This is a genomic window from Vibrio sp. 10N.286.52.F8 (genome assembly GCF_041468745.1).
GTDB classification, from domain to species: Bacteria; Pseudomonadota; Gammaproteobacteria; order Enterobacterales; family Vibrionaceae; genus Vibrio; species Vibrio crassostreae_C.
The window spans coordinates 117,371-135,979 of record NZ_JBFRJF010000003.1 but is presented as its reverse complement, the minus strand read 5'-3'; the positions used below and the strand labels follow the sequence as shown (position 1 = coordinate 135,979).

Below are 18,609 nucleotides of genomic sequence, written 5' to 3'. Positions count from 1 at the left end.
GTTAGTATGATCTCTTTAATTGAACAAATTCGCACGGGCTCTATTTGGAATTTCCCTGGTGGCGTGCACCCTGCTGAAAACAAGAAACAGTCGAATACTACTGATATCGTCCATGCAAGGCTTCCAGAAGAAATCGTTCTTCCTGTGAAACAGCACATCGGTAAGCCGGGGAACCTATTGGTTGCTGCTGGCGACACTGTGTTAAAAGGTCAGCAACTTACGGCCTTAGACACAGGTTTTACTTTGCCAGTACACGCACCAACATCGGGTGTGATTACCGCTATCGAACCGCGAACTACCGCTCACCCTTCAGGCTTGAGCGAAATATGCGTGGTTATTAAACCTGATGGCCTAGACACTTGGATTGAAAAAAATCCAGTTGAAGATTTTTCGACAAAGACTTCTGACGAACTGCTTGATGTGATTCGCCAAGCTGGTATTTCAGGCATGGGCGGCGCAGGTTTCCCTACGGCTAAGAAGCTTCAATCAGGCTTAGGTCGTACCGACATTTTGATCGTCAACGCTGCGGAATGTGAACCTTACATCACCTCTGATGACAAGTTGCTTCAAGAACATGCCGACGAAGTATTAAACGGCATCGAAGTGGTTGAACACATTCTTCAACCAAAGCTGACGGTTATCGGCATTGAAGACAACAAACCAGATGCGATAAAAGCACTTGAGATTGCAGCGAAAGACAAAGATATCGTCATTCGCGTTATCCCAACCAAATACCCTTCTGGTGGTGAGAAGCAACTTATCAAGATCCTCACCAACAAAGAGGTTCCAGCTGGCGGCATTCCTGCAGACATTGGTGTTTTGGTTCAGAACGTCGGCTCTCTTTACTCGATTAAGCGAGCGGTAATTGACGGCGAACCTGTGGTTAACCGCGTTGTGACATTAACCGGTAAAACCTTTAAGCAACCTCGTAACGTTTGGGCGCTATTAGGCACACCAGTACATGAGTTACTTGAAGAGTTTGGCTACAAAGCAGATAAAAAACTGCCGCGTTTAATTTTGGGCGGCCCGATGATGGGCTTTACCTTGCCGCATGCCAATGTGCCAATCACCAAAACGTCGAACTGTATTTTGGCGCCAACGCGTCGTGAGATCTCACCAAGCACTTACGAGATGGAATGTATCCGTTGCAGCGCATGTGCTGAAACTTGCCCTGCGTCTCTACTTCCTCAACAACTGCAATGGCACGCCAAAGCCAACGAGTTGGATAAGTGTGAAGAGCTAAATATTAAAGACTGTATTGAATGTGGTGCATGTGCATTTGTCTGCCCAAGCGAAATCCCTCTTGTTCAGTACTATCGCCAAGCAAAAGCTGAAATCAAAACTCGAAAAGATGAAGCCGCTGCTGCAGAACGCGCCAAGATTCGTTTTGAAGAGAAGAACGCTCGTATGGAGCGTGATAAAGCCGAACGTGAAAACCGCTTTAAAAAAGCCGCAGATAACCGCCGTAAAGATATGAAAACATCCGGCGGTGATGATGCTATTGCTGCTGCGATTGCTCGTGTTAAAGCACAAAAAGCCGCTGCGGATCAGGCTCCGAATGAAGAACCAGCAGTGAAACCTGCGGTTGCTGCCGCTATTGCGAAGGCAAAAGCGAAACAAGCTGCAGCTCAAAAAGCGGAAGGCGCTGAACCAGACAACTCTGAAATGTCTAAACTGCGTGAAGAGCGCAAGCGTCAAGCGAGAGAGCGCAAGGCACAACAAGCAGCAGCCGATACTCCTGCAGAAAGCTCAGGCGATACGAAGAAAGACGCCGTTGCTGCTGCGATTGCTCGCGCTAAAGCGAAGAAAGCTCAACAAGCTGAATCAGCTTCTGAGGCTCCGGCAGAAAGCTCTGGCGACGCCAAGAAAGACGCAGTTGCTGCGGCTATTGCACGTGCTAAAGCCAAGAAAGTTCAACAAGCTGAATCTACTTCCGACGCTCCAGCTGAAAGCTCAGGCGATACGAAGAAAGACGCCGTTGCTGCTGCGATTGCTCGCGCTAAAGCCAAAAAAGCCCAGCAAGCGAAGCAAGCAGAAACATCTGAACCAGTGGTTGAAGTTGAAACCGAGACTCAATCGGAGCAAGTCGACCCTAAGAAAGCTGCTGTTGCTGCGGCCATCGCTCGCGCTAAGGCTAAGAAAGCACAGCAAGCGACACAAGAAACAACCGAAGCTCCTGAACCTGCAGTTGAAACTGAAGCTGGAAGTTCTGGCGATGCTAAGAAAGACGCCGTTGCTGCCGCTATAGCCCGTGCTAAAGCAAAAAAAGCACAGCAAGCTAAGCAAGCAGAAACATCTGAACCAGTAGTTGAAGTAGAAACTGATACTCAATCTGAACAGGTCGATCCGAAGAAAGCTGCTGTTGCTGCAGCTATCGCTCGTGCTAAAGCGAAAAAAGCCCAGCAAGAGCTAGATAAAAAGAACAATGAGGAGAAAGAGTAGTGGCCTTCTTTATCGCCAGCTCACCGCACGCGCATAGCCGTAGAAGCACCCCAGATCTAATGAAATGGGTGGCTATTTGTGCATTGCCAGGTCTACTAGCTCAAACCTACTTCTTTGGATGGGGTACCCTCATCCAGTTAGTATTTGCTATTGCACTTGCTGTTACCTTTGAAGCAGCCGTCATGCTATTGAGAAAACGCCCGCCAGTAATGGCACTGCGTGATTACAGTGCTGTTGTAACCGCTTGGCTACTGAGTGTCGCGATTCCCCCACACTCTCCGTGGTGGATCCTCGTCATTGGTATGTTCTTCGCTATTATTATCGCGAAACACTTATACGGCGGCCTAGGGCAGAACCCATTTAACCCTGCGATGGTCGCTTACGTTGTTTTGCTGATTTCATTCCCAGTTCAAATGACCAGTTGGAATGCTCCCGCGAGCCTGACAGCAGAAGCAACAAGCTTTATTGACTCATTCTTGATGATCTTTACTGGCTTCAATAACGAAGGTTTGTCTCTGCAACAAGCACGCCTTGGCATTGATGGCACCACAATGGCGACGCCGCTTGATGCATTCAAAACGGCATTAACGGCAGGCAATACTGCCTCAGAAGCACTATCTCAACCTCAATTTAGTTGGTTAGCTGGCGTAGGCTGGGAGTGGGTAAACCTTGCTTACCTAATCGGCGGTTTAGTGCTGATTAAGCAACGTGTTATTCAATGGTATATCCCTGTGGCTTTCATCGGCAGTCTTACTCTGTTTAGCTTAGTGTTCTTAGTGCTCACTCCTGGTGAAACCGCTTCTCCAACCATTCACCTTCTGTCTGGCGCGACTATGCTTGGTGCATTCTTTATTGCAACCGACCCAGTTTCAGCATCCACGACAGTCAAAGGTCGCTTAGTGTTTGGCGCTCTGATCGGCGGTTTAGTCTTTATCATTCGCAGTTGGGGTGGTTTCCCTGATGGCGTGGCGTTTGCTGTATTGTTAGCCAACATGTGTGTTCCACTGATTGACTACTACACCAAACCTCGCACATACGGTCACTAAGGGAGCGGATACCATGCTAAATGCAATTAAGAAAAACGGCCTTGTACTCGCGATTTTTGCGTGTGCTTCGACGGGTTTGGTCGCGGTAACTCACTACCTGACCAAAGATCAGATCAAACAACAAGAACAGGCTCAGTTACTGTCTGTTCTTAACCAAGTGATCCCACACGATCAGCACGACAACGAGCTGTTTTCGTCTTGTACTTTGGTTCAAGCAGAAGAGCTTGGTACTGAGCAAGCGATGCCGGCTTACATTGCTAAGCTTAATGGTGAGCCAAGCGCGATTGCGATCGAAGCGATTGCACCAGACGGCTACAATGGCGCGATTAAAGTGATTGTTGGAATGAAAACTGACGGTACTATTTTAGGTACTCGCGTGCTTTCTCACCAAGAGACTCCGGGCTTGGGTGATAAGATTGATCTGCGTGTGAGTGATTGGATTCTTTCGTTTGCAGGTAAGCAAGTGACGGATTCTAATCTAGACCGTTGGAAGGTTCGTAAAGACGGTGGTGATTTTGACCAGTTTACTGGCGCTACTATCACGCCAAGAGCAGTCGTGAAGTCAGTCAAACAAGCGGTCCAGTACGTTAACCAAAACAACCAAGCATTGCTTGCTCAACCTCTAAATTGTGGTGGTGAATAATGAGTGACCATAAAACATTGATCAAAAATGGCATGTGGGCCAATAACCCTGCCCTAGTGCAACTTCTTGGGTTATGTCCGCTGCTGGCTGTATCGTCAACAGTCACTAACGCACTTGGGCTAGGCATTGCTACCTTGCTTGTACTGGTCGGCTCAAACGTTTCTGTTTCTTTGGTTCGTAATCATGTGCCAAAAGAAGTACGTATCCCAGTATTCGTAATGATCATTGCCTCGCTAGTAACCTGTGTTCAATTGCTGATGAACGCTTACGCCTATGGGCTTTACCTCTCTTTGGGTATCTTCATCCCGCTGATCGTAACCAACTGCATCATCATTGGTCGTGCGGAAGCCTTCGCTTCAAAAAATGAAGTGCTACCAGCGGCTCAAGATGGTTTCTGGATGGGTCTAGGCATGACATCAGTATTGGTCGTGTTAGGTGCGATGCGTGAGATTATTGGTAACGGGACCCTATTTGATGGCGCAGACCTGCTGCTTGGTGACTGGGCTTCGGTGTTACGAATCCAGATATTCCAATTTGATAACAGCTTCTTGTTAGCCCTGCTTCCACCGGGTGCCTTCATTGGTGTTGGTTTCTTAATTGCTTTGAAAAATATCATCGATAACCAAGCAAAATCTAGACAACCAAAACAAGAAAAACCAGTCATTGAACGCGCTCGCGTTACCAATGCCTAATAAGTTAAATTAGCTTAAACCTCGCTGAGTTAGCTCAACCACTCAGCGGGGGAAATCAGATCTAAACAGTACATATAATAATGACGCTCATAAGAGCGCGTAACCGATGATAAAGCAGAAGCAATCCAAGCTTCATGCCCTAACTATTTGAAAGTAATGTCGCTATGAACAATGTAAAACGAGTAGAAATACTTGAGCGTTTAAGAGAAAACAATCCAAAGCCAGAGACTGAGCTTAACTGGAACAGCCCATTCGAGCTGCTGATTGCCGTTCTATTGTCTGCACAAGCAACCGATGTCAGCGTGAACAAGGCGACGGATAAGCTGTACCCTTTAGCCAACACTCCGCAAGCAATTTTCGACCTAGGTGTTGATGGCTTAAAAGAGTATATCAAGACCATCGGCCTATTTAACTCAAAAGCAGAAAACACCATCAAAACGTGTCGTATGCTGCTTGACCTACATAATGGTGAAGTACCGGAAGATCGCGCTGCATTAGAAGCCCTTCCAGGTGTCGGTCGTAAAACAGCAAACGTAGTGTTAAATACCGCATTCGGTTGGCCAACCATTGCCGTTGATACTCACATCTATCGTGTATCAAACCGCACTAAGCTAGCGATGGGTAAAACCGTCGACGATGTCGAAGCAAAACTACTTAAAGTTATCCCAAAAGAATTCAAACTGGATGTCCACCATTGGCTCATTCTTCATGGACGTTACACCTGTGTCGCACGTAAACCACGCTGTGGCAGCTGTATCATTGAAGACCTCTGTGAATACTCTCCACCAAAAGAAAACGTAAAGAAAAAGAAGAAATAAATACGTTTAAATCTATAAAGGCTCTTAAATGAGTCTTTTTTTTTGCTTTACAAAATCATTATTTGTCGCTATGTTAGATTTATGTGTAACTGATTTATGATTTTGTAATGAATGAATTAAGTGAAAGTGTTGCAGTAAAAATCTATAAAGATGCCGATGGGTACAGCTTTCCCCTTGTTGTAAGATCTGGAGTATTTCCCGTTTGCTTGTACCTTAATGCTTATCTTAACGGTAACCATAACTCCCCACTTTCGGCGGGAAAGAATAAAGCAAGCTCTCAAGCCCCAGCTTTTCATACACTAAGAAAATATGCCTACGAACTAAAATTTTTATACTGTTATTTTATCGAGCAAGGTATCGATCTTGTTGAACGTGTCAGCTCTGGTGAGTTTCTTTCAAGGCAAGAGATCGATGATTTTGTTAGAACGTGCAAGCTTTATGCTGATGAAGGCACTATTGATGAAAGTAATGTTGTAGCAATTTCTGACAAGCGCATAAGAGATGCCATCCATGCAACTTCACATAGCCAACCACAAGTTTCTGCACACACATTACGTCAACGCTTAATTCGACTTAGAGCTTATATCGAATACTTATTCGTTTGCCACCACTATGATCAAGAACCAACTGATACGCAAGCCAGAGTTGACGACCAATTCAACAAGTTTAAGTTATACATCAATACGTTTATTAGCGGCACACGTAAAAATAACACCATTGTTAAAGATGCATTTGAGTCGGTAATACCTTCAGATAAGTTTTTTTATTTGCTTGAAATCATCAAAGAGAGTTCACCTGAGAACCCATTTAAATCCAGCAAATTAAGAAACCAACTCATCATGCAAATCCTAATTAACACAGGGGTTCGTGTTGGTGCTGTTTTAAAGCTAAAAGTCACTGACTTGATTGACGATTGGGATAACCCTCGCTTCTTATTGACCAAAACTCCCAATGATCCGACTGATCCAAGGTTAGAGCGTCCATCGAATAAAACCAAAGCGCTATCGGTTTCTATTTCCTCAGAGTTAATGAAGCTTATCAAGCTCTACATACAAACTGTGCGAACAGAAAACCCAGCCGCCCGTGAACATGACTTTGTGTTCATCTCAGAAAAAGGAACAACATCAGGGCAGCCTCTCACTTATAAATCCATTCATAAAATCGTAGATAAATTTGGTGAGGCATTAGGTATCAAGCTCCACCCTCACAAACTTCGTCATAAGTGGAATGAAGTTTTTGAAGATAAGGCGAGAGAGCATGGGTTAACGCCTGAAAAAATTGAAGATTTACGCAAATATGCAATGGGTTGGGTTGAAGACTCGAAAATGGCATCCGTCTATAACGAATATCAACTGGCGGTCACTGTGGCTGATATTTCCGCTAAAACTCAATCTAAAGCTGTTCCGAGGTTAGGAGGTGGTCATGAGTCATAACCATATCGCAACGTTAAAAAAGGAGTACGATGGGCAGCGCATATTCAATGCAAGAGAAGATGGTTACTCTTTTGATGTGCTTTCAGATACGTGGGAGCTTGGTTATAAATCCTATTTGTATCTAAATTGGCTGAATGAACTAAATATTGATACTAATACTTATCTGGACTTAAAATTAGCAATAGCTCATACAGCAAAGTATTACGCTTATCTCTCTCTAAACGGTCACGTTAGTAGCCTCAAAAGTATCTTAGCACACCTCGACATTTACGATTTTCAGGCATGGTGGCTAACACTAGATACTTACAAGAAAAATGTCAGAAATAGCTTATACGCCCTATGCCACCCAAGAAATGGTTATACCTGCCATACTCTCCAACCACTATATGACACAATTAAAGATGAAAATTTAAAGCGCCAAGGTGTAATGAAAGGCATTCTTGACCCAAAAACTGGTGCTTACAGTGAAGTTGAGCACGACAATATTCTTGAAAGCTTAAGAATTGAAACGCAGCGAGTATTAGAAGGGGAAATACTATCGCAACAAAAGTTTACCGCACTACGGAATGTCATAGCCAGTCAGTTACTTCTCGCCCTAATAAGACGACCAACCCAACTTGTGCAACTTAAATGGTGTGATGTCTTACCTGTAGGCGAAACCTTTTTATCTCATAAAGAACCAAACCTTAACTGGAAACCCGTTACTCAACACTTGTTCTCAGATGTTGAGCAATTGCACGTTCGCACCTTTAAAGGCAAGGATGGACAATTTCGCGGTGATGCGGAATCACGCTCACACCGCCTAGAGTCAGACTTTTCTCGATTGCTTTTGCGTTACTATCAGGTTTATGAAAACTACCTTTTACATTCGCTGCCTATGCAATACATCACATTAAGTGAAGATGAAACAAAAGAACTCATAAGACGCCTACCTGTATTGCCTGACCAAAGCTTATTTCACTCTAATTTTGAATCCAAAGCAGAACTATTTACCTCCATCAGTGATACCTCAAAAGCCTACCATATGCGCTCGGACAACCTTAGAGCAAATATACAGCATTTATTCAAAAACAAACTCAAGCCAAACAGCGATAGATGTCCAAACGATTCTTTGCGACTTGGTAACAATCGCTGGCGACACACCATTCTCACCCAAGGTGCAAAATATGGGTTAAGCCCTGCCCACCTTGCTGCCATAACAGGCGTTACCATTGAAGCGATTACCCCCTATCTTGATTTGAAAACCTCAGAGCGAGTAAAAATTGATGAGGCGTATGCTGGGAATCATATCATCAAGCGATTTGATAGCCTGTCGGTAAAAGAGTTACAAACGCACGATGATTTCAAAGTAAAAAGCAGGTTTGATGAAGAAATTGGCCATAAACTCAATCCTGCTAACTGCTCCAGTTGCCAGTCAAAAGGCGGTGCGCCTATGGCATGTTATCCCTGCGACAACTTTAGACCTCTAGAAACGGCAAACCATCAACAATATCTTGATAAAGCAGAAAGAAAACTGGTGATAAACAGTCAATCAGCACACCCTGCCACAGTGAAACGTCTCAAGAAAATCATTCTTTACATCAAGGCGACTATAGCCATTTGTGAAGAGAAAAAAACTGTTAAGCTTGGAGGTGAAAAATGAATACAATCAACCGTTACATTACCAATCAACACGCATATATCGCCGAAAAGAAAAAACTGCCGTTACTTGGTTTTACCACGCCATCAGGAAAGCAAGCAACGTGGGAGGATATTGCTGTTACCTTTACCAGCAACAAAGGCATCCCTATTAACCTCCTTTTTAATAACGATAATCAACCCCACGCCAATATTAACTCCACTTTTTCCGATAAAGACAAGCTCGATGAACATACGCACCATCTACTCTTTGCCTTTGCTCTTGATGTACTTAAAGAAAATATTTCTAACAATTACAAGAGAGATAAAATCACTAATGCAAAAAAATTTCTTATTGCACTTGGTGAGAATGTCGCTTCTTCCAGTATGGATGAGATTCAAAACACCATCGATGAAATGAAGTATATCCAGAATCTTCCTGCATTTTGGGGATGGCTAAATGCCCATAAGATGCTTCCAGCGAGTATAACTCCGAACTTAACCAGGGAGAAAAACTCAACAAGAGCCAAAAGAGGTGATGACGCTATCGAGGCTGAAAGCAGTAAACTGCCTGATGAAAAGGCGTTATTGGCACTCGGGGCGATCTTTTATGATGCAATCCCGCCTTATCAAGACATCAAGAATAAAGAGAACACTAATTCTTGGGCTGAACTCATCCATCCAACAACGAGTCAACTCGATAGTTATGTTTGCACCATGTCAGCACTTGCGATGTCGTCCCCTAATCGAGCGGCAGCAGAGCAAGTGTTACTAACCAAACAACGAGTTAAAGATCATAATGAAGTGGTTAATAATAACATTAATACTGTCTACTACCTTAATTGGCGTGGGTCAAAAGGATATAAAGACTATCAAAATCATATCAATGCTGAAATGGCCGACAGCCTAGACCGAGCATTACATTATACCGCTCTTGTAACTGAGCCTGCGAGAGCATTAGCAAGATTTTATCAAAACCCAAACCTAAGCTTAAAAAAGGTGTTAGGTGATTTTAAGCCAAGTGCCAAAAACCTAGATGCACTCAAACCCAATGACAGTAAGCCGACCAACCTGATTCATCTTGGTTTTTTATTGGGATTTTATGATAACAGTGACGGCTATGCCCGTATTACGTGTGATACCAAAGGGGCTATTGATGCAACAAAACGTAAAAAATCCCCTTTATTTATCAAACACATCACCAAGCTGTTGCCACACGATAAACTAGAAATTAAAAGCCGATGTCCTTATGCATCCTTACTTGTTGGCGCTGCTGCCAACGACAAATCCCAATTGAGTAAATATTTCAATGGTCAAGCAGAAATAACGGTTGCAGAATTTCAAAACCATTACATTACAATTAATCAACAAACTATGTCCGGATACAATAAAGTTAAGTCCAAGCGTGTCAATTATGAGCAGGCTTTATTTACCTATACTGAAAAACAATTAAAAACTCAACAAGCCTCTCACTTTCTGTTAGTTCCCATCGAAGCTTTAGGTAATTATTTTGATTCAAACATCAAAAAACGAAAAAATAGTTACGCTACCATCTTTGAGCGGCATAGTTTCTCAACAGGTTTCGCAATCCCCCCCCACCATTTCAGGCATTGGCAAAATAACTACCTAGCCAATAAGGGGTTGCCCCACTTACTTATAACGATGCTGTCTGGTCGTAAAAACCCAGAGCAAACACTCACCTATATTCATACGACTGACGCCCAAAATGCCTCAGTTATCAGTGATATTTTATATGAAAAAGAAACCGAGGAAGAAGTACAAGTTAAGGTTAGCAAACGCGTACAGAGTAAAGCTCAATACGATGATGCCACCGACAACTTAAGCCCAACTTTTGTCAGTGAGGTCGGCTTTTGCACCCAAGATTTAACTTTAACCCCTTGCTCTTACATGACGGAATTTGAAACACAATGCACACTCTGTTCATCCTCATGTCATATTGCGCATGATAAAGATGCGATTGAACTGCTAAATAAGGATTTAACAATCCAAAAACACAACCTAAAGCAAGTTCAGGAGGCCATTAACTTTGCAACCAGTGAAGGAATGCAGCAATGGTATGAAACCCACTACCAAAATACTTGTATGCTCAAGAGTCTTATTGAAGTGCTATCAGACGACTCCATTAAAGAAGGGGCTATTGTTCGTTTTTTGACTCGTTCAAGTGTCATGCGCATTACAGATTTAGAAACCAAAACAGTAACAGAACGAAAGCTTTCGCTACCTGATGCGAAAGAAGCTCTTCAAGCGGCTCTTGCGGCAACAACCAAAACGAATAACGACTCAGCTAAAAATAACTTTTTAGGCTTTTTGGGATCAGTATAGGAAAGTACACATGGCAACTAAATCATTAGACACTGATCAACAAATCTCCATTCAAGCTTTAATTAGAAGTTGGGAGGGAAAGCTAACTTGGGATTTATTGGTAACCAAAATTGAGTCTAGCCTTGCGATCACTACTACGCGGCAAACACTTGATAAATATCTCAATATAAAAAATGAGTACAAGGATAGAAAGCGCTCACTCAAAGGGCAACCTGTTTCCACTGACAATACTGAGCTACTTATCTATCTACAAAAAGATATTGATCTAGCTGAAAAAGTGATTCAGCTAGAAGCCGAACTAAAAGTTGCAAAAGATGAAATCGGTTATCTGCAAACTTTTATTCAAAAAATCGTCAATATCGGTCAAAGCGATCCAAATGTAATGGCTATTTTTCAAAGGGCAATGCGGAGTATCGAGGAAAGTAAATAAAGACCTAAATGCAACTCTTTGTATTTTATAATCTAATTGAGGGCTTAAAATGGCAAGTGGTCAGCAGAAAGCGCAGCACAATCTTGAGGCATTTAAGGTTTGGGTAGCAACACAAAGCGATGATGATTTTAAACAAATTATCTACCGAGGCCAGCTCAATCGCATCGAAGTAGCGAAAGGGATCGGCTGCGGTAAATCTGCCCTTAACCAAAACCCTGCTCTCAAAGACGCACTCAAAGCATTAGAAGATGAGCTGCGTGATAGAAGCATTCTGCCACCTTTGACCAACTCAGCTAAGAAAAACGAAGGCAAACCAAAAGCCTATGACAATACCGCTAACCGCAAGCTACTCGACTCAAAACGAGTATCCTCATTAGAGGCTGAAAACATTGAATTAAAAGCCAAGGTAAAAGAGCTGGAAAAACGACTTGAGCGCTTTGGGGAGCTATCAGAGACCCTATCTGAAATGGGGTTGATGCCACGATGAATACTGTCCTACATGAAGATCAGATGCGCGTAACCAGCATTCCTTATCGCTCGACCAAGGTGGTGATATTCAGCGGTATACCGCTGGCGAAGGACTCTTACAAAATCAACAGTGGTAAGTATTACGTCACCATTAAAGCCGATCCTGATCGTATCCCTATTCAACCCATGTTAGGCCAACATTGGTCAGTCAAAGGCGCTCGCCAAATTAAAGCTGTTGAAACTGGCGATTATGTAATGCAGCAACACACGTATGAATCCCCCAAGCATATTGAATGCTCCCTGCCCGAAACAGGTGAGCAACTGATACGATTTATTGCTAAAGAAAATGACTTCAAAGGCATAGGGGAAAGCAAAGCCAGAGCGCTCTGGCAGCTCTTGGGGAAAGATTTCCATATCACCCTGAGAAATGACACCCCAGAGTCCAGAAAGCTTCTGACATCGATTCTGAGCGAAGATTCAGTAGAGGCACTCTTTAAAGGGTACGCCAAATATAAAAATCTGGCACATTGCAACTGGATGAGCGAGCACAACATCCCCGCCAGTGTGCAGCAACGGCTGCTCAAGCATCACGGTGAAGCCTCCATAGAGGTAATTAAGGATAATCCTTATGCTTTGATGGGTTTTGGTCTTTCGTTCAGTGCCATTGAAGATATTATCAAGGTAACGGATTTTAAGAGCGATGTTGCGAAGAATGACCCTAGAAGGCTCAGCGCTGCTCTGGAAATGGCGATTCGCAAGGAGATTGAAAAAGGTCACACCTATACCACTCATGCCAATGTGCGCCCTTACCTCAACAGGCTACTGAAAGACAAAACACTGGTCACTCAGGCGTTCCAATCAGGTCATAATAAAGCTCAGTACATTTTAAACCCCGACACAGGAACCTACCATCCAACTGCGCAACTTCTGATGGAAAGTGTCGTTGCCAAACGGCTAAATACACTGGTTCAGCGGAATGACTTGTTTGATGAAAACGCCAATGCTGCGTATTGCTCTGCGGCTGGCGAGCTTCCTTACGAATTAACTCCTAAGCAAATCGAAGCCGTAACAACGTGTCTGGATAATTCGGTAAGCTGTATTACGGGCGGTGCAGGAACAGGCAAGACAACGGTACTCAGAACGGCTCTCAGGGCTTACCATCAACTTGGATTTGAAATACACGCCGTTGCGCTCAGCGGTCGTGCTGCAATGAGACTTCATGAGTCCATCGGTTTTGTTACCTCAACCATTGCCAAATTGCTGCGTGAAGACCCCATAGAACCCAGTGTCGAGAAAACAAATCACCTACTAGTGGTTGATGAGGCAAGCATGATTGACTTGCCAACCATGTATCGTCTTGTTAATCACATTCACCCCTCTGTACGATTGATATTCACTGGCGATCCCGACCAACTTCCACCAATCGGCTGCGGCAAGGTGTTGGCAGACATCGTTGAAGCAAACACGGTGGCTAATACGAAGTTAGATATCGTCAAGAGACAGGATGGTTCAACGGGTATCCCCGAATACTCAAAGCTCATCAATCAAGGAGTGGTGCCTGATCGATTAAGTACGGGAGCAATACACTTTCACGAAACCAGTAAAACAGACATTGCCAAAGTCTGCTGTGAGCTTTACCAACAGTGTCCTGAAAATAGTCGCGTCATGGCTCCAACCAAGGCACTCGTATCAGAAATCAATAAACTCACCCAACAAGCCGTTAACCCAGATAGCACTAACCTTGAGTTCGAAATCAATGGTGATAAGTTCTTTTTACCACTTCGCATGAATGATGCCGTGTTATTCACGCAGAACCATTATGACAAAGGCATTCAGAACGGCTCACTTGGCACACTAACCAACGCTAAACCTTCTGGTGATAGTTACGGTGAAGTGACACTAGATACAGGTGAAAAGGTCGAGATTACACAATCTGTGCTCGATTGCATGGAGTTGGGTTACGCAATCACCCTACATAAAGCTCAAGGGTCACAGTTTCCACGTATCATCATCGCTCTACAAAAGGGCAGAATAGTCGATAGAGCATGGCTCTATACGGCAATTACAAGAGCAGAAAGCGAAATTCATATCGTTGGAAGTAGTGATAACATGAGGCAGATCACCGAGGTACCTAGTCACTCTCATAAGCGGAATAGCTACCTGAAAGAACTGTTGAGTTAGCAATTTCAAACTCGTTAATTAGATGGTACGCCCCACACCTACGCTAAACTCAGCATAGTCGATGAACATTTAGAGGTGCCATCATGTCAGCTATTAAAGTTATTGGTATAGATCTCGGTAAGTCTGTTTTCCATCTAATTGGCCACGACTACTCTGGCCGTGAAGTTTTCCGACACAAATTGACCCGAGCTAAGCTCATTCATTTTATCTCACAGCAAGAATCTACAACCATAGCAATGGAAGCGTGTTGTGGTGCGCATTGGTTGGCTCGAAAATGCCAAGAATATGCTCATAAGGTCAAGTTAATACCTGCACAGTATGTAAAGCCATACGTTAAGAGCCACAAGAACGATTTCATTGATGCTGATGCCATTGCCGAAGCTTCCATGAGACCTAATATGAGGTTTGTCTCTCCGAAAAGCGAACAAGCTCAAATTAGTACTGTGATTAGGAGAATCAGAACAGGATATATTCGCGAAAGAACCTCCTGTATGAATAGAATCGGGTCAATCTTGCTAGAGTTTGGCATTAGCTTCCCTCGCGGGCATGCCAATATGAAAATGCTGTTCCAGTGGTTAGCAGATAAAGAGGCTATAGTCCCACCACAGATCATTCTTGAGCTTCGTGACCAATTGGACTACTACAATCAACTAAACGAAAAGATTGTTGTTCAAGACCAAAAACTAGTCGAACTCAATAAAGAAAATGAACTATATCGCTTGCTTCAAACGATACCAGGCATAGGGCCTATGACAGCTTCGTGTTGCTTGTCTTCTGTCGGAGACCCAAAAGACTTTGCTAATGGGCGAAACTTTGCAGCATGGATAGGGTTAGTACCGTTTCAATATACAACGGGAGGAAAACCTCGATTGTTGGGTATATCGAAGCGAGGAAACAAAGAACTGAGAGAATTATTTGTTCATGCGGCTAGAGCTGTCATGTGGAGGGATAGCTCTGCGGAGCATTACTTCGGATCATGGCTTATTGATTTGAAGTGTAGAAAACCATTCAACGTTGCTGTTGTTGCATTGGCCAATAAATTGGCTCGCATAGCATGGTCAGTGATGAACTCTCACAAGGCGTTTGAATCAAAAGTATAACCAAAATTTGCATATGATAAATCAAGATGACAAAACGGTTAGACCACCAGATTGAAGACCTGAGGGGCAAAACAGCATTAAAAATGCTTTCTCGCTTATGAGGACAATCTGGCGCGGATCTCATCGTAGAGCTGGGGCTAATGTAAGTCTCAAGTAGACTCTGAATACATTAGCGCAAACCAACTCTGTTATTTTGCTTATTCACTTGCAAAACGGGGCGTACCATACATTTGCCCCAAACTTTGCTTGTGCCGGCTATCTATTTAACTCATATGAGACACAATTGACTTACTTTTGGTACTGTCGGTAATGTGTTTATGGGGACGCATGTATGAAGAAGGTATAATGTTACTGGTTGAGTTACTTACAACAGAACGTATACCTAGACCTTTAGTGAAACTACGCTTTCACATTTTGAACATTGATGGAGATATAGTTTCATTATGAGCTCACGTCGCAGAGCCGTGGTTTTTCCTAGACAGCAACGCATCCTCGAACAACTGGGTGAGAATATCGAGTTGGCGTTAAAGCGACGGCATATATCACAGGAGTTGTTACACCAACGAACGGCGATATCAAAACCGACATTACGAAGGATCATTAGAGGTGATTCAACAGTCTCTATTGGGCACTATATGATCGTTTTGTCAGTATTAGGCCTCGAAAATGACCTTGGTATGGTCGCCAGTGATCGTGAGCTAATTGGAAAACTAGAATCGATAGCGAAGCTTAAGAATAATTCAAAGACATGAAACATTGCTGTTTTAATTTCAAGCGAGTCTGCCCCATTTTTGCCCAAACTCTTCACAGATGGCGTTAAGACTAATGGTTTCTTGATAAGCTTTGGTAATGATTTTAGGCCCTAACTAGAAGTTGCTAGACTTGGGTAAAGAGCACATCATGGTGGACGAATGAACTACTTTGCACAGGCCCCCTTCTAGGTAATGTAAACCTGGAGGGTAAATGAAAAAACTAAAACGACAGTATCGAAGTTATGTCAAAGCGCAAGGGGATTATCTGTGGGATGTGTATCCTAGCGTACGCAGTGGAACTCACAAGCATTTTTCAACCAAGCAGGAGAAGAGCTACTATTTCCTCCATAAAGTTGAGTGTGGTGAATATCCTATCAAACTGCGAGCAGCTAGAGGAAGATCACTAGCTAACCCGTGGGATGATTACCCTGCACACGTATATGACGTTGCTAAGTGTTGGAAGCATAATTCGAAAAGACGTCACCAATACTACAAATGAACACCATCAAGCCTCGCCAATGCGAGGCTTATTTGTGTTCCGTCAGTTTGTTCATTAAAGCTTACTAACCCGTTAATTTGCCCACTTTCGAGTTAGACGCTCATTTCGCAGTGTGCGAATCGCAACCTGCGAAATGAACTTATTTCTCCCCTAAAGTGTTTATAAAATATGGATTTACGTGTCGAACACAAAGGAGCTAGCTTAGCTAAAGCACAGACACGACCATAACCACAAAAAGTAGCTCTATTACGCGCTACCAGTGATCAATAGTGGCAGATGTTGAGCTCTTTCAGTTCGGAATGCTTTTTCTAAAAAAAATGATAACTTTTGCAACCGAAATTAACCTTTATAAAACATAGGTTTAATAGGGTTTTCAGTGTCGGATTTTACGGTGAAATTGACAGATATTTCAGTAGGTTTGGAAGCTTTACTAAGCGGCTTTCCGACAGTCAACGTCATTCTCATTTTGCTGTTTTACGTGATAACTGTGATAACAAAGTTGTTTCGTAGGGGGCTAGCTTGGTTCTGCCCCATAACAAGCTAGAGCAGGAATGAGGCTATATTAAAGGTTCGTAATTTGACTTACTTTTCTTTATGCCTAGAGTTCTGACTATGTGGCCAAATTTACTAATCCACAACACATATACTTATGAAAATACACGGCCATTAAAAGAGAGTATCAGTAGATACTCTCTTCAGATTGATCTTACCTCTCTGAAGGGTGAGTCCAGTCAAAAGCCTTTAATGGGCCATCAACTGGTGTATGAGATAATGCATTGGTGAAATTTGAAATAAGTTTGCAAGCTAGGCCTGTCAACACTTCAAGCGCATGCCGCTCTGTGTATCCTACCGTTAGAAAGTTCTGCAACTTTTCATCACCTATATGACCACGATTATCTAGTAGCTCTTTAGTAAAGACATGCAACGCTTGTAGTTTGACATCAGGTAACTCATTTCCTTCCCGTAGTGCTTCAATAATGCTTTCTGGCATATTAGCTGATTTCATGATCCACGTATGACCAGGAACGCAATAGTGACAGTTGTTTTCAAAGTTTGATGTCATCAGAACCACTTGAGCTTCGAGTGGACTGAATAGTGTACTTTGCGTGAATAACTCATAAGTCTTCAAATAAGCTTGATAAGTTGCAGGAGCATCTGCTAGCACTTTATGTAAATTTGGAATTAAACCAAGTGATTTTTTAGATTGCTCCATCATTTGCTTTGATGCTTCTGGTGCTGTTTCAATATTGTGGTAGTTAAACATAATAATTCTCTCGGTTTATTATTTATTAATGGTGAAAACGTTGCGTAAGGCTTGAGTTAATCGTTCTTCGCTTGCTCTTAGTCGATAGTCTTCAGATTGATCTATCCATTGGATGACACCATGTTCATCAATTAAGATCGATGTTGGGATAGACATTGATTTGTATTCAAATGAAGTAGGAAATGGCAGCCCTAATACTGTTTTTGTTTTAGACGAGTCAGCCCCTAAAGCCTTGTGGTGTTCAACGCCGTATTGTTTAACTACTTTGAGTTCTGGGTCTGACAAAAGAAGAAGATCTAAACTATCTCGTTCGATGTGCATTTTTGCTTGTTCTGCCGTATCTCCCGACAACGCAACGACCTTAACTCCATATCGATCCAGAGTCGGTTTCATATCGTTAAACATTTTTAATTCAGCACTACAGTATGGACACCAAGCACCTCGGTAAAACTTAAGTAGAACACGTTGATTTTTTAGGTCATCAGTCGAATAAATCTCGTTGTCATATGTGGTTGATTCGAATTGTGGGAACTTATCTCCAATTGCAACCTCAATATCACCTAGAGGAGTATCTTTTTGACTGAATACCCAAATGAATTTACCACCAAGAAATATGGAAAAGCTGGACATTAAGACAACGAAAACAAAGCTCCAATGCATATTTATAATCCCACTGATAATTGCACCTAGCCCCAAAAGGACACCTGCGGCAAGTGCTAGCATAAGGATGATAGGATTTTTGGGCGGCTTGTTCTTTTTTACTTTTAGAAAGTAATGCAAACTTCCAATCACCGTTGTGGAAAATCCAAGTAGTGATAGTGCTATAGCTGAATACATCGTTTGTTCCTCATTGTTTTGCTTAATTGTACTAGTTAGTACAT

The 18,609-nt window shown here is 42.9% G+C and carries 15 protein-coding genes; 13 read left to right on the top strand and 2 right to left on the bottom strand.

The annotated features are described in order from the left end of the window. Nucleotides 1-6 precede the first annotated feature (6 nt). From rsxC to AB4133_RS00875, 13 genes are all read left to right on the top strand, one after another. The gene (gene rsxC / locus AB4133_RS00935; RefSeq protein WP_372223792.1) at nt 7-2,442 is read left to right on the top strand and encodes an electron transport complex subunit RsxC; all 2,436 of its coding nucleotides are present in this window, start codon (nt 7-9) and stop codon (nt 2,440-2,442) included. Further along, nucleotides 2,442-3,488: an electron transport complex subunit RsxD gene (gene rsxD / locus AB4133_RS00930; RefSeq protein ID WP_017063459.1), complete on the top strand. Its 1,047-nt coding sequence runs from the start codon at nt 2,442-2,444 to the stop codon at nt 3,486-3,488. Before rsxC ends, rsxD begins: the two co-directional genes overlap by 1 nt. 13 nt (nt 3,489-3,501) lie before the next feature. Then, entirely contained in the window at nt 3,502-4,131 is a 630-nt protein-coding gene (gene rsxG, locus AB4133_RS00925) for an electron transport complex subunit RsxG (RefSeq protein ID WP_017061171.1), read from the top strand. Next, a complete protein-coding gene (locus tag AB4133_RS00920) occupies nt 4,131-4,823 on the top strand; it encodes an electron transport complex subunit E (protein WP_012603531.1) in 693 nt (230 codons plus the stop codon). Before rsxG ends, AB4133_RS00920 begins: the two co-directional genes overlap by 1 nt. A gap of 164 nt (nt 4,824-4,987) precedes the next feature. Beyond that, the gene (gene nth, locus AB4133_RS00915) at nt 4,988-5,641 is read left to right on the top strand and encodes an endonuclease III (RefSeq protein WP_136973534.1); all 654 of its coding nucleotides are present in this window, start codon (nt 4,988-4,990) and stop codon (nt 5,639-5,641) included. A 107-nt stretch (nt 5,642-5,748) separates the two neighbouring features. Beyond that, nucleotides 5,749-7,074, top strand: a complete 1,326-nt coding sequence (locus AB4133_RS00910) for a site-specific integrase (protein ID WP_136973533.1) — start codon at nt 5,749-5,751, stop codon at nt 7,072-7,074. Further along, nucleotides 7,064-8,716: a hypothetical protein gene (locus AB4133_RS00905; protein ID WP_136973532.1), complete on the top strand. Its 1,653-nt coding sequence runs from the start codon at nt 7,064-7,066 to the stop codon at nt 8,714-8,716. Before AB4133_RS00910 ends, AB4133_RS00905 begins: the two co-directional genes overlap by 11 nt. Further along, entirely contained in the window at nt 8,713-11,034 is a 2,322-nt protein-coding gene (locus tag AB4133_RS00900; RefSeq protein WP_136973531.1) for a hypothetical protein, read from the top strand. The genes AB4133_RS00905 and AB4133_RS00900 overlap by 4 nt, the downstream gene beginning before the upstream one ends. Before the next feature lie 10 nt (nt 11,035-11,044). Further along, the gene (locus tag AB4133_RS00895) at nt 11,045-11,464 is read left to right on the top strand and encodes a hypothetical protein (RefSeq protein ID WP_064354197.1); all 420 of its coding nucleotides are present in this window, start codon (nt 11,045-11,047) and stop codon (nt 11,462-11,464) included. Nucleotides 11,465-11,513: 49 nt separating this feature from the next. After that, nucleotides 11,514-11,951, top strand: coding sequence for a VPA1267 family protein (locus AB4133_RS00890; RefSeq protein ID WP_045062732.1), 438 nt, complete (start codon nt 11,514-11,516; stop codon nt 11,949-11,951). Then, nucleotides 11,948-14,113 carry an AAA family ATPase gene (locus tag AB4133_RS00885; protein WP_136973530.1) on the top strand — a complete coding sequence of 722 codons (2,166 nt, stop codon included), beginning with the start codon at nt 11,948-11,950 and terminating at the stop codon, nt 14,111-14,113. Before AB4133_RS00890 ends, AB4133_RS00885 begins: the two co-directional genes overlap by 4 nt. Nucleotides 14,114-14,196: 83 nt before the next feature. Next, on the top strand, nt 14,197-15,213 hold the full coding sequence (locus AB4133_RS00880) for an IS110 family transposase (RefSeq protein WP_136973529.1): 1,017 nt from the start codon (nt 14,197-14,199) through the stop codon (nt 15,211-15,213). A 443-nt stretch (nt 15,214-15,656) separates the two neighbouring features. Next, a complete protein-coding gene (locus AB4133_RS00875; RefSeq protein ID WP_016767808.1) occupies nt 15,657-15,965 on the top strand; it encodes a helix-turn-helix transcriptional regulator in 309 nt (102 codons plus the stop codon). Nucleotides 15,966-17,170: 1,205 nt separating this feature from the next. Here AB4133_RS00875 and AB4133_RS00870 read toward each other — a convergent pair. Both AB4133_RS00870 and AB4133_RS00865 read right to left on the bottom strand, forming a co-directional pair. Next, complete coding sequence (locus AB4133_RS00870) at nt 17,171-17,728, bottom strand: carboxymuconolactone decarboxylase family protein (RefSeq protein ID WP_102366903.1); 558 nt, start codon at nt 17,726-17,728, stop codon at nt 17,171-17,173. Between the two features lie 18 nt (nt 17,729-17,746). Then, a partial coding sequence (locus AB4133_RS00865) for a peroxiredoxin family protein (RefSeq protein WP_206747370.1) occupies nt 17,747-18,609 on the bottom strand: 863 nt, incomplete at its 5' end.

Excerpts from the sequence above, each read along its gene's own strand:
- rsxC (WP_372223792.1), top strand. The coding sequence starts at position 7 with ATGATCTCTTTAATTGAACAAATTCGCACGGGCTCTATTTGGAATTTC.
- rsxG (WP_017061171.1), top strand. The coding sequence starts at position 3,502 with ATGCTAAATGCAATTAAGAAAAACGGCCTTGTACTCGCGATTTTTGCG.
- AB4133_RS00920 (WP_012603531.1), top strand. The coding sequence starts at position 4,131 with ATGAGTGACCATAAAACATTGATCAAAAATGGCATGTGGGCCAATAAC.
- nth (WP_136973534.1), top strand. The coding sequence starts at position 4,988 with ATGAACAATGTAAAACGAGTAGAAATACTTGAGCGTTTAAGAGAAAAC.
- AB4133_RS00910 (WP_136973533.1), top strand. The coding sequence starts at position 5,749 with ATGAATGAATTAAGTGAAAGTGTTGCAGTAAAAATCTATAAAGATGCC.
- AB4133_RS00905 (WP_136973532.1), top strand. The coding sequence starts at position 7,064 with ATGAGTCATAACCATATCGCAACGTTAAAAAAGGAGTACGATGGGCAG.
- AB4133_RS00900 (WP_136973531.1), top strand. The coding sequence starts at position 8,713 with ATGAATACAATCAACCGTTACATTACCAATCAACACGCATATATCGCC.
- AB4133_RS00895 (WP_064354197.1), top strand. The coding sequence starts at position 11,045 with ATGGCAACTAAATCATTAGACACTGATCAACAAATCTCCATTCAAGCT.
- AB4133_RS00890 (WP_045062732.1), top strand. The coding sequence starts at position 11,514 with ATGGCAAGTGGTCAGCAGAAAGCGCAGCACAATCTTGAGGCATTTAAG.
- AB4133_RS00885 (WP_136973530.1), top strand. The coding sequence starts at position 11,948 with ATGAATACTGTCCTACATGAAGATCAGATGCGCGTAACCAGCATTCCT.
- AB4133_RS00880 (WP_136973529.1), top strand. The coding sequence starts at position 14,197 with ATGTCAGCTATTAAAGTTATTGGTATAGATCTCGGTAAGTCTGTTTTC.
- AB4133_RS00875 (WP_016767808.1), top strand. The coding sequence starts at position 15,657 with ATGAGCTCACGTCGCAGAGCCGTGGTTTTTCCTAGACAGCAACGCATC.
- AB4133_RS00870 (WP_102366903.1), bottom strand. The coding sequence starts at position 17,728 with ATGTTTAACTACCACAATATTGAAACAGCACCAGAAGCATCAAAGCAA.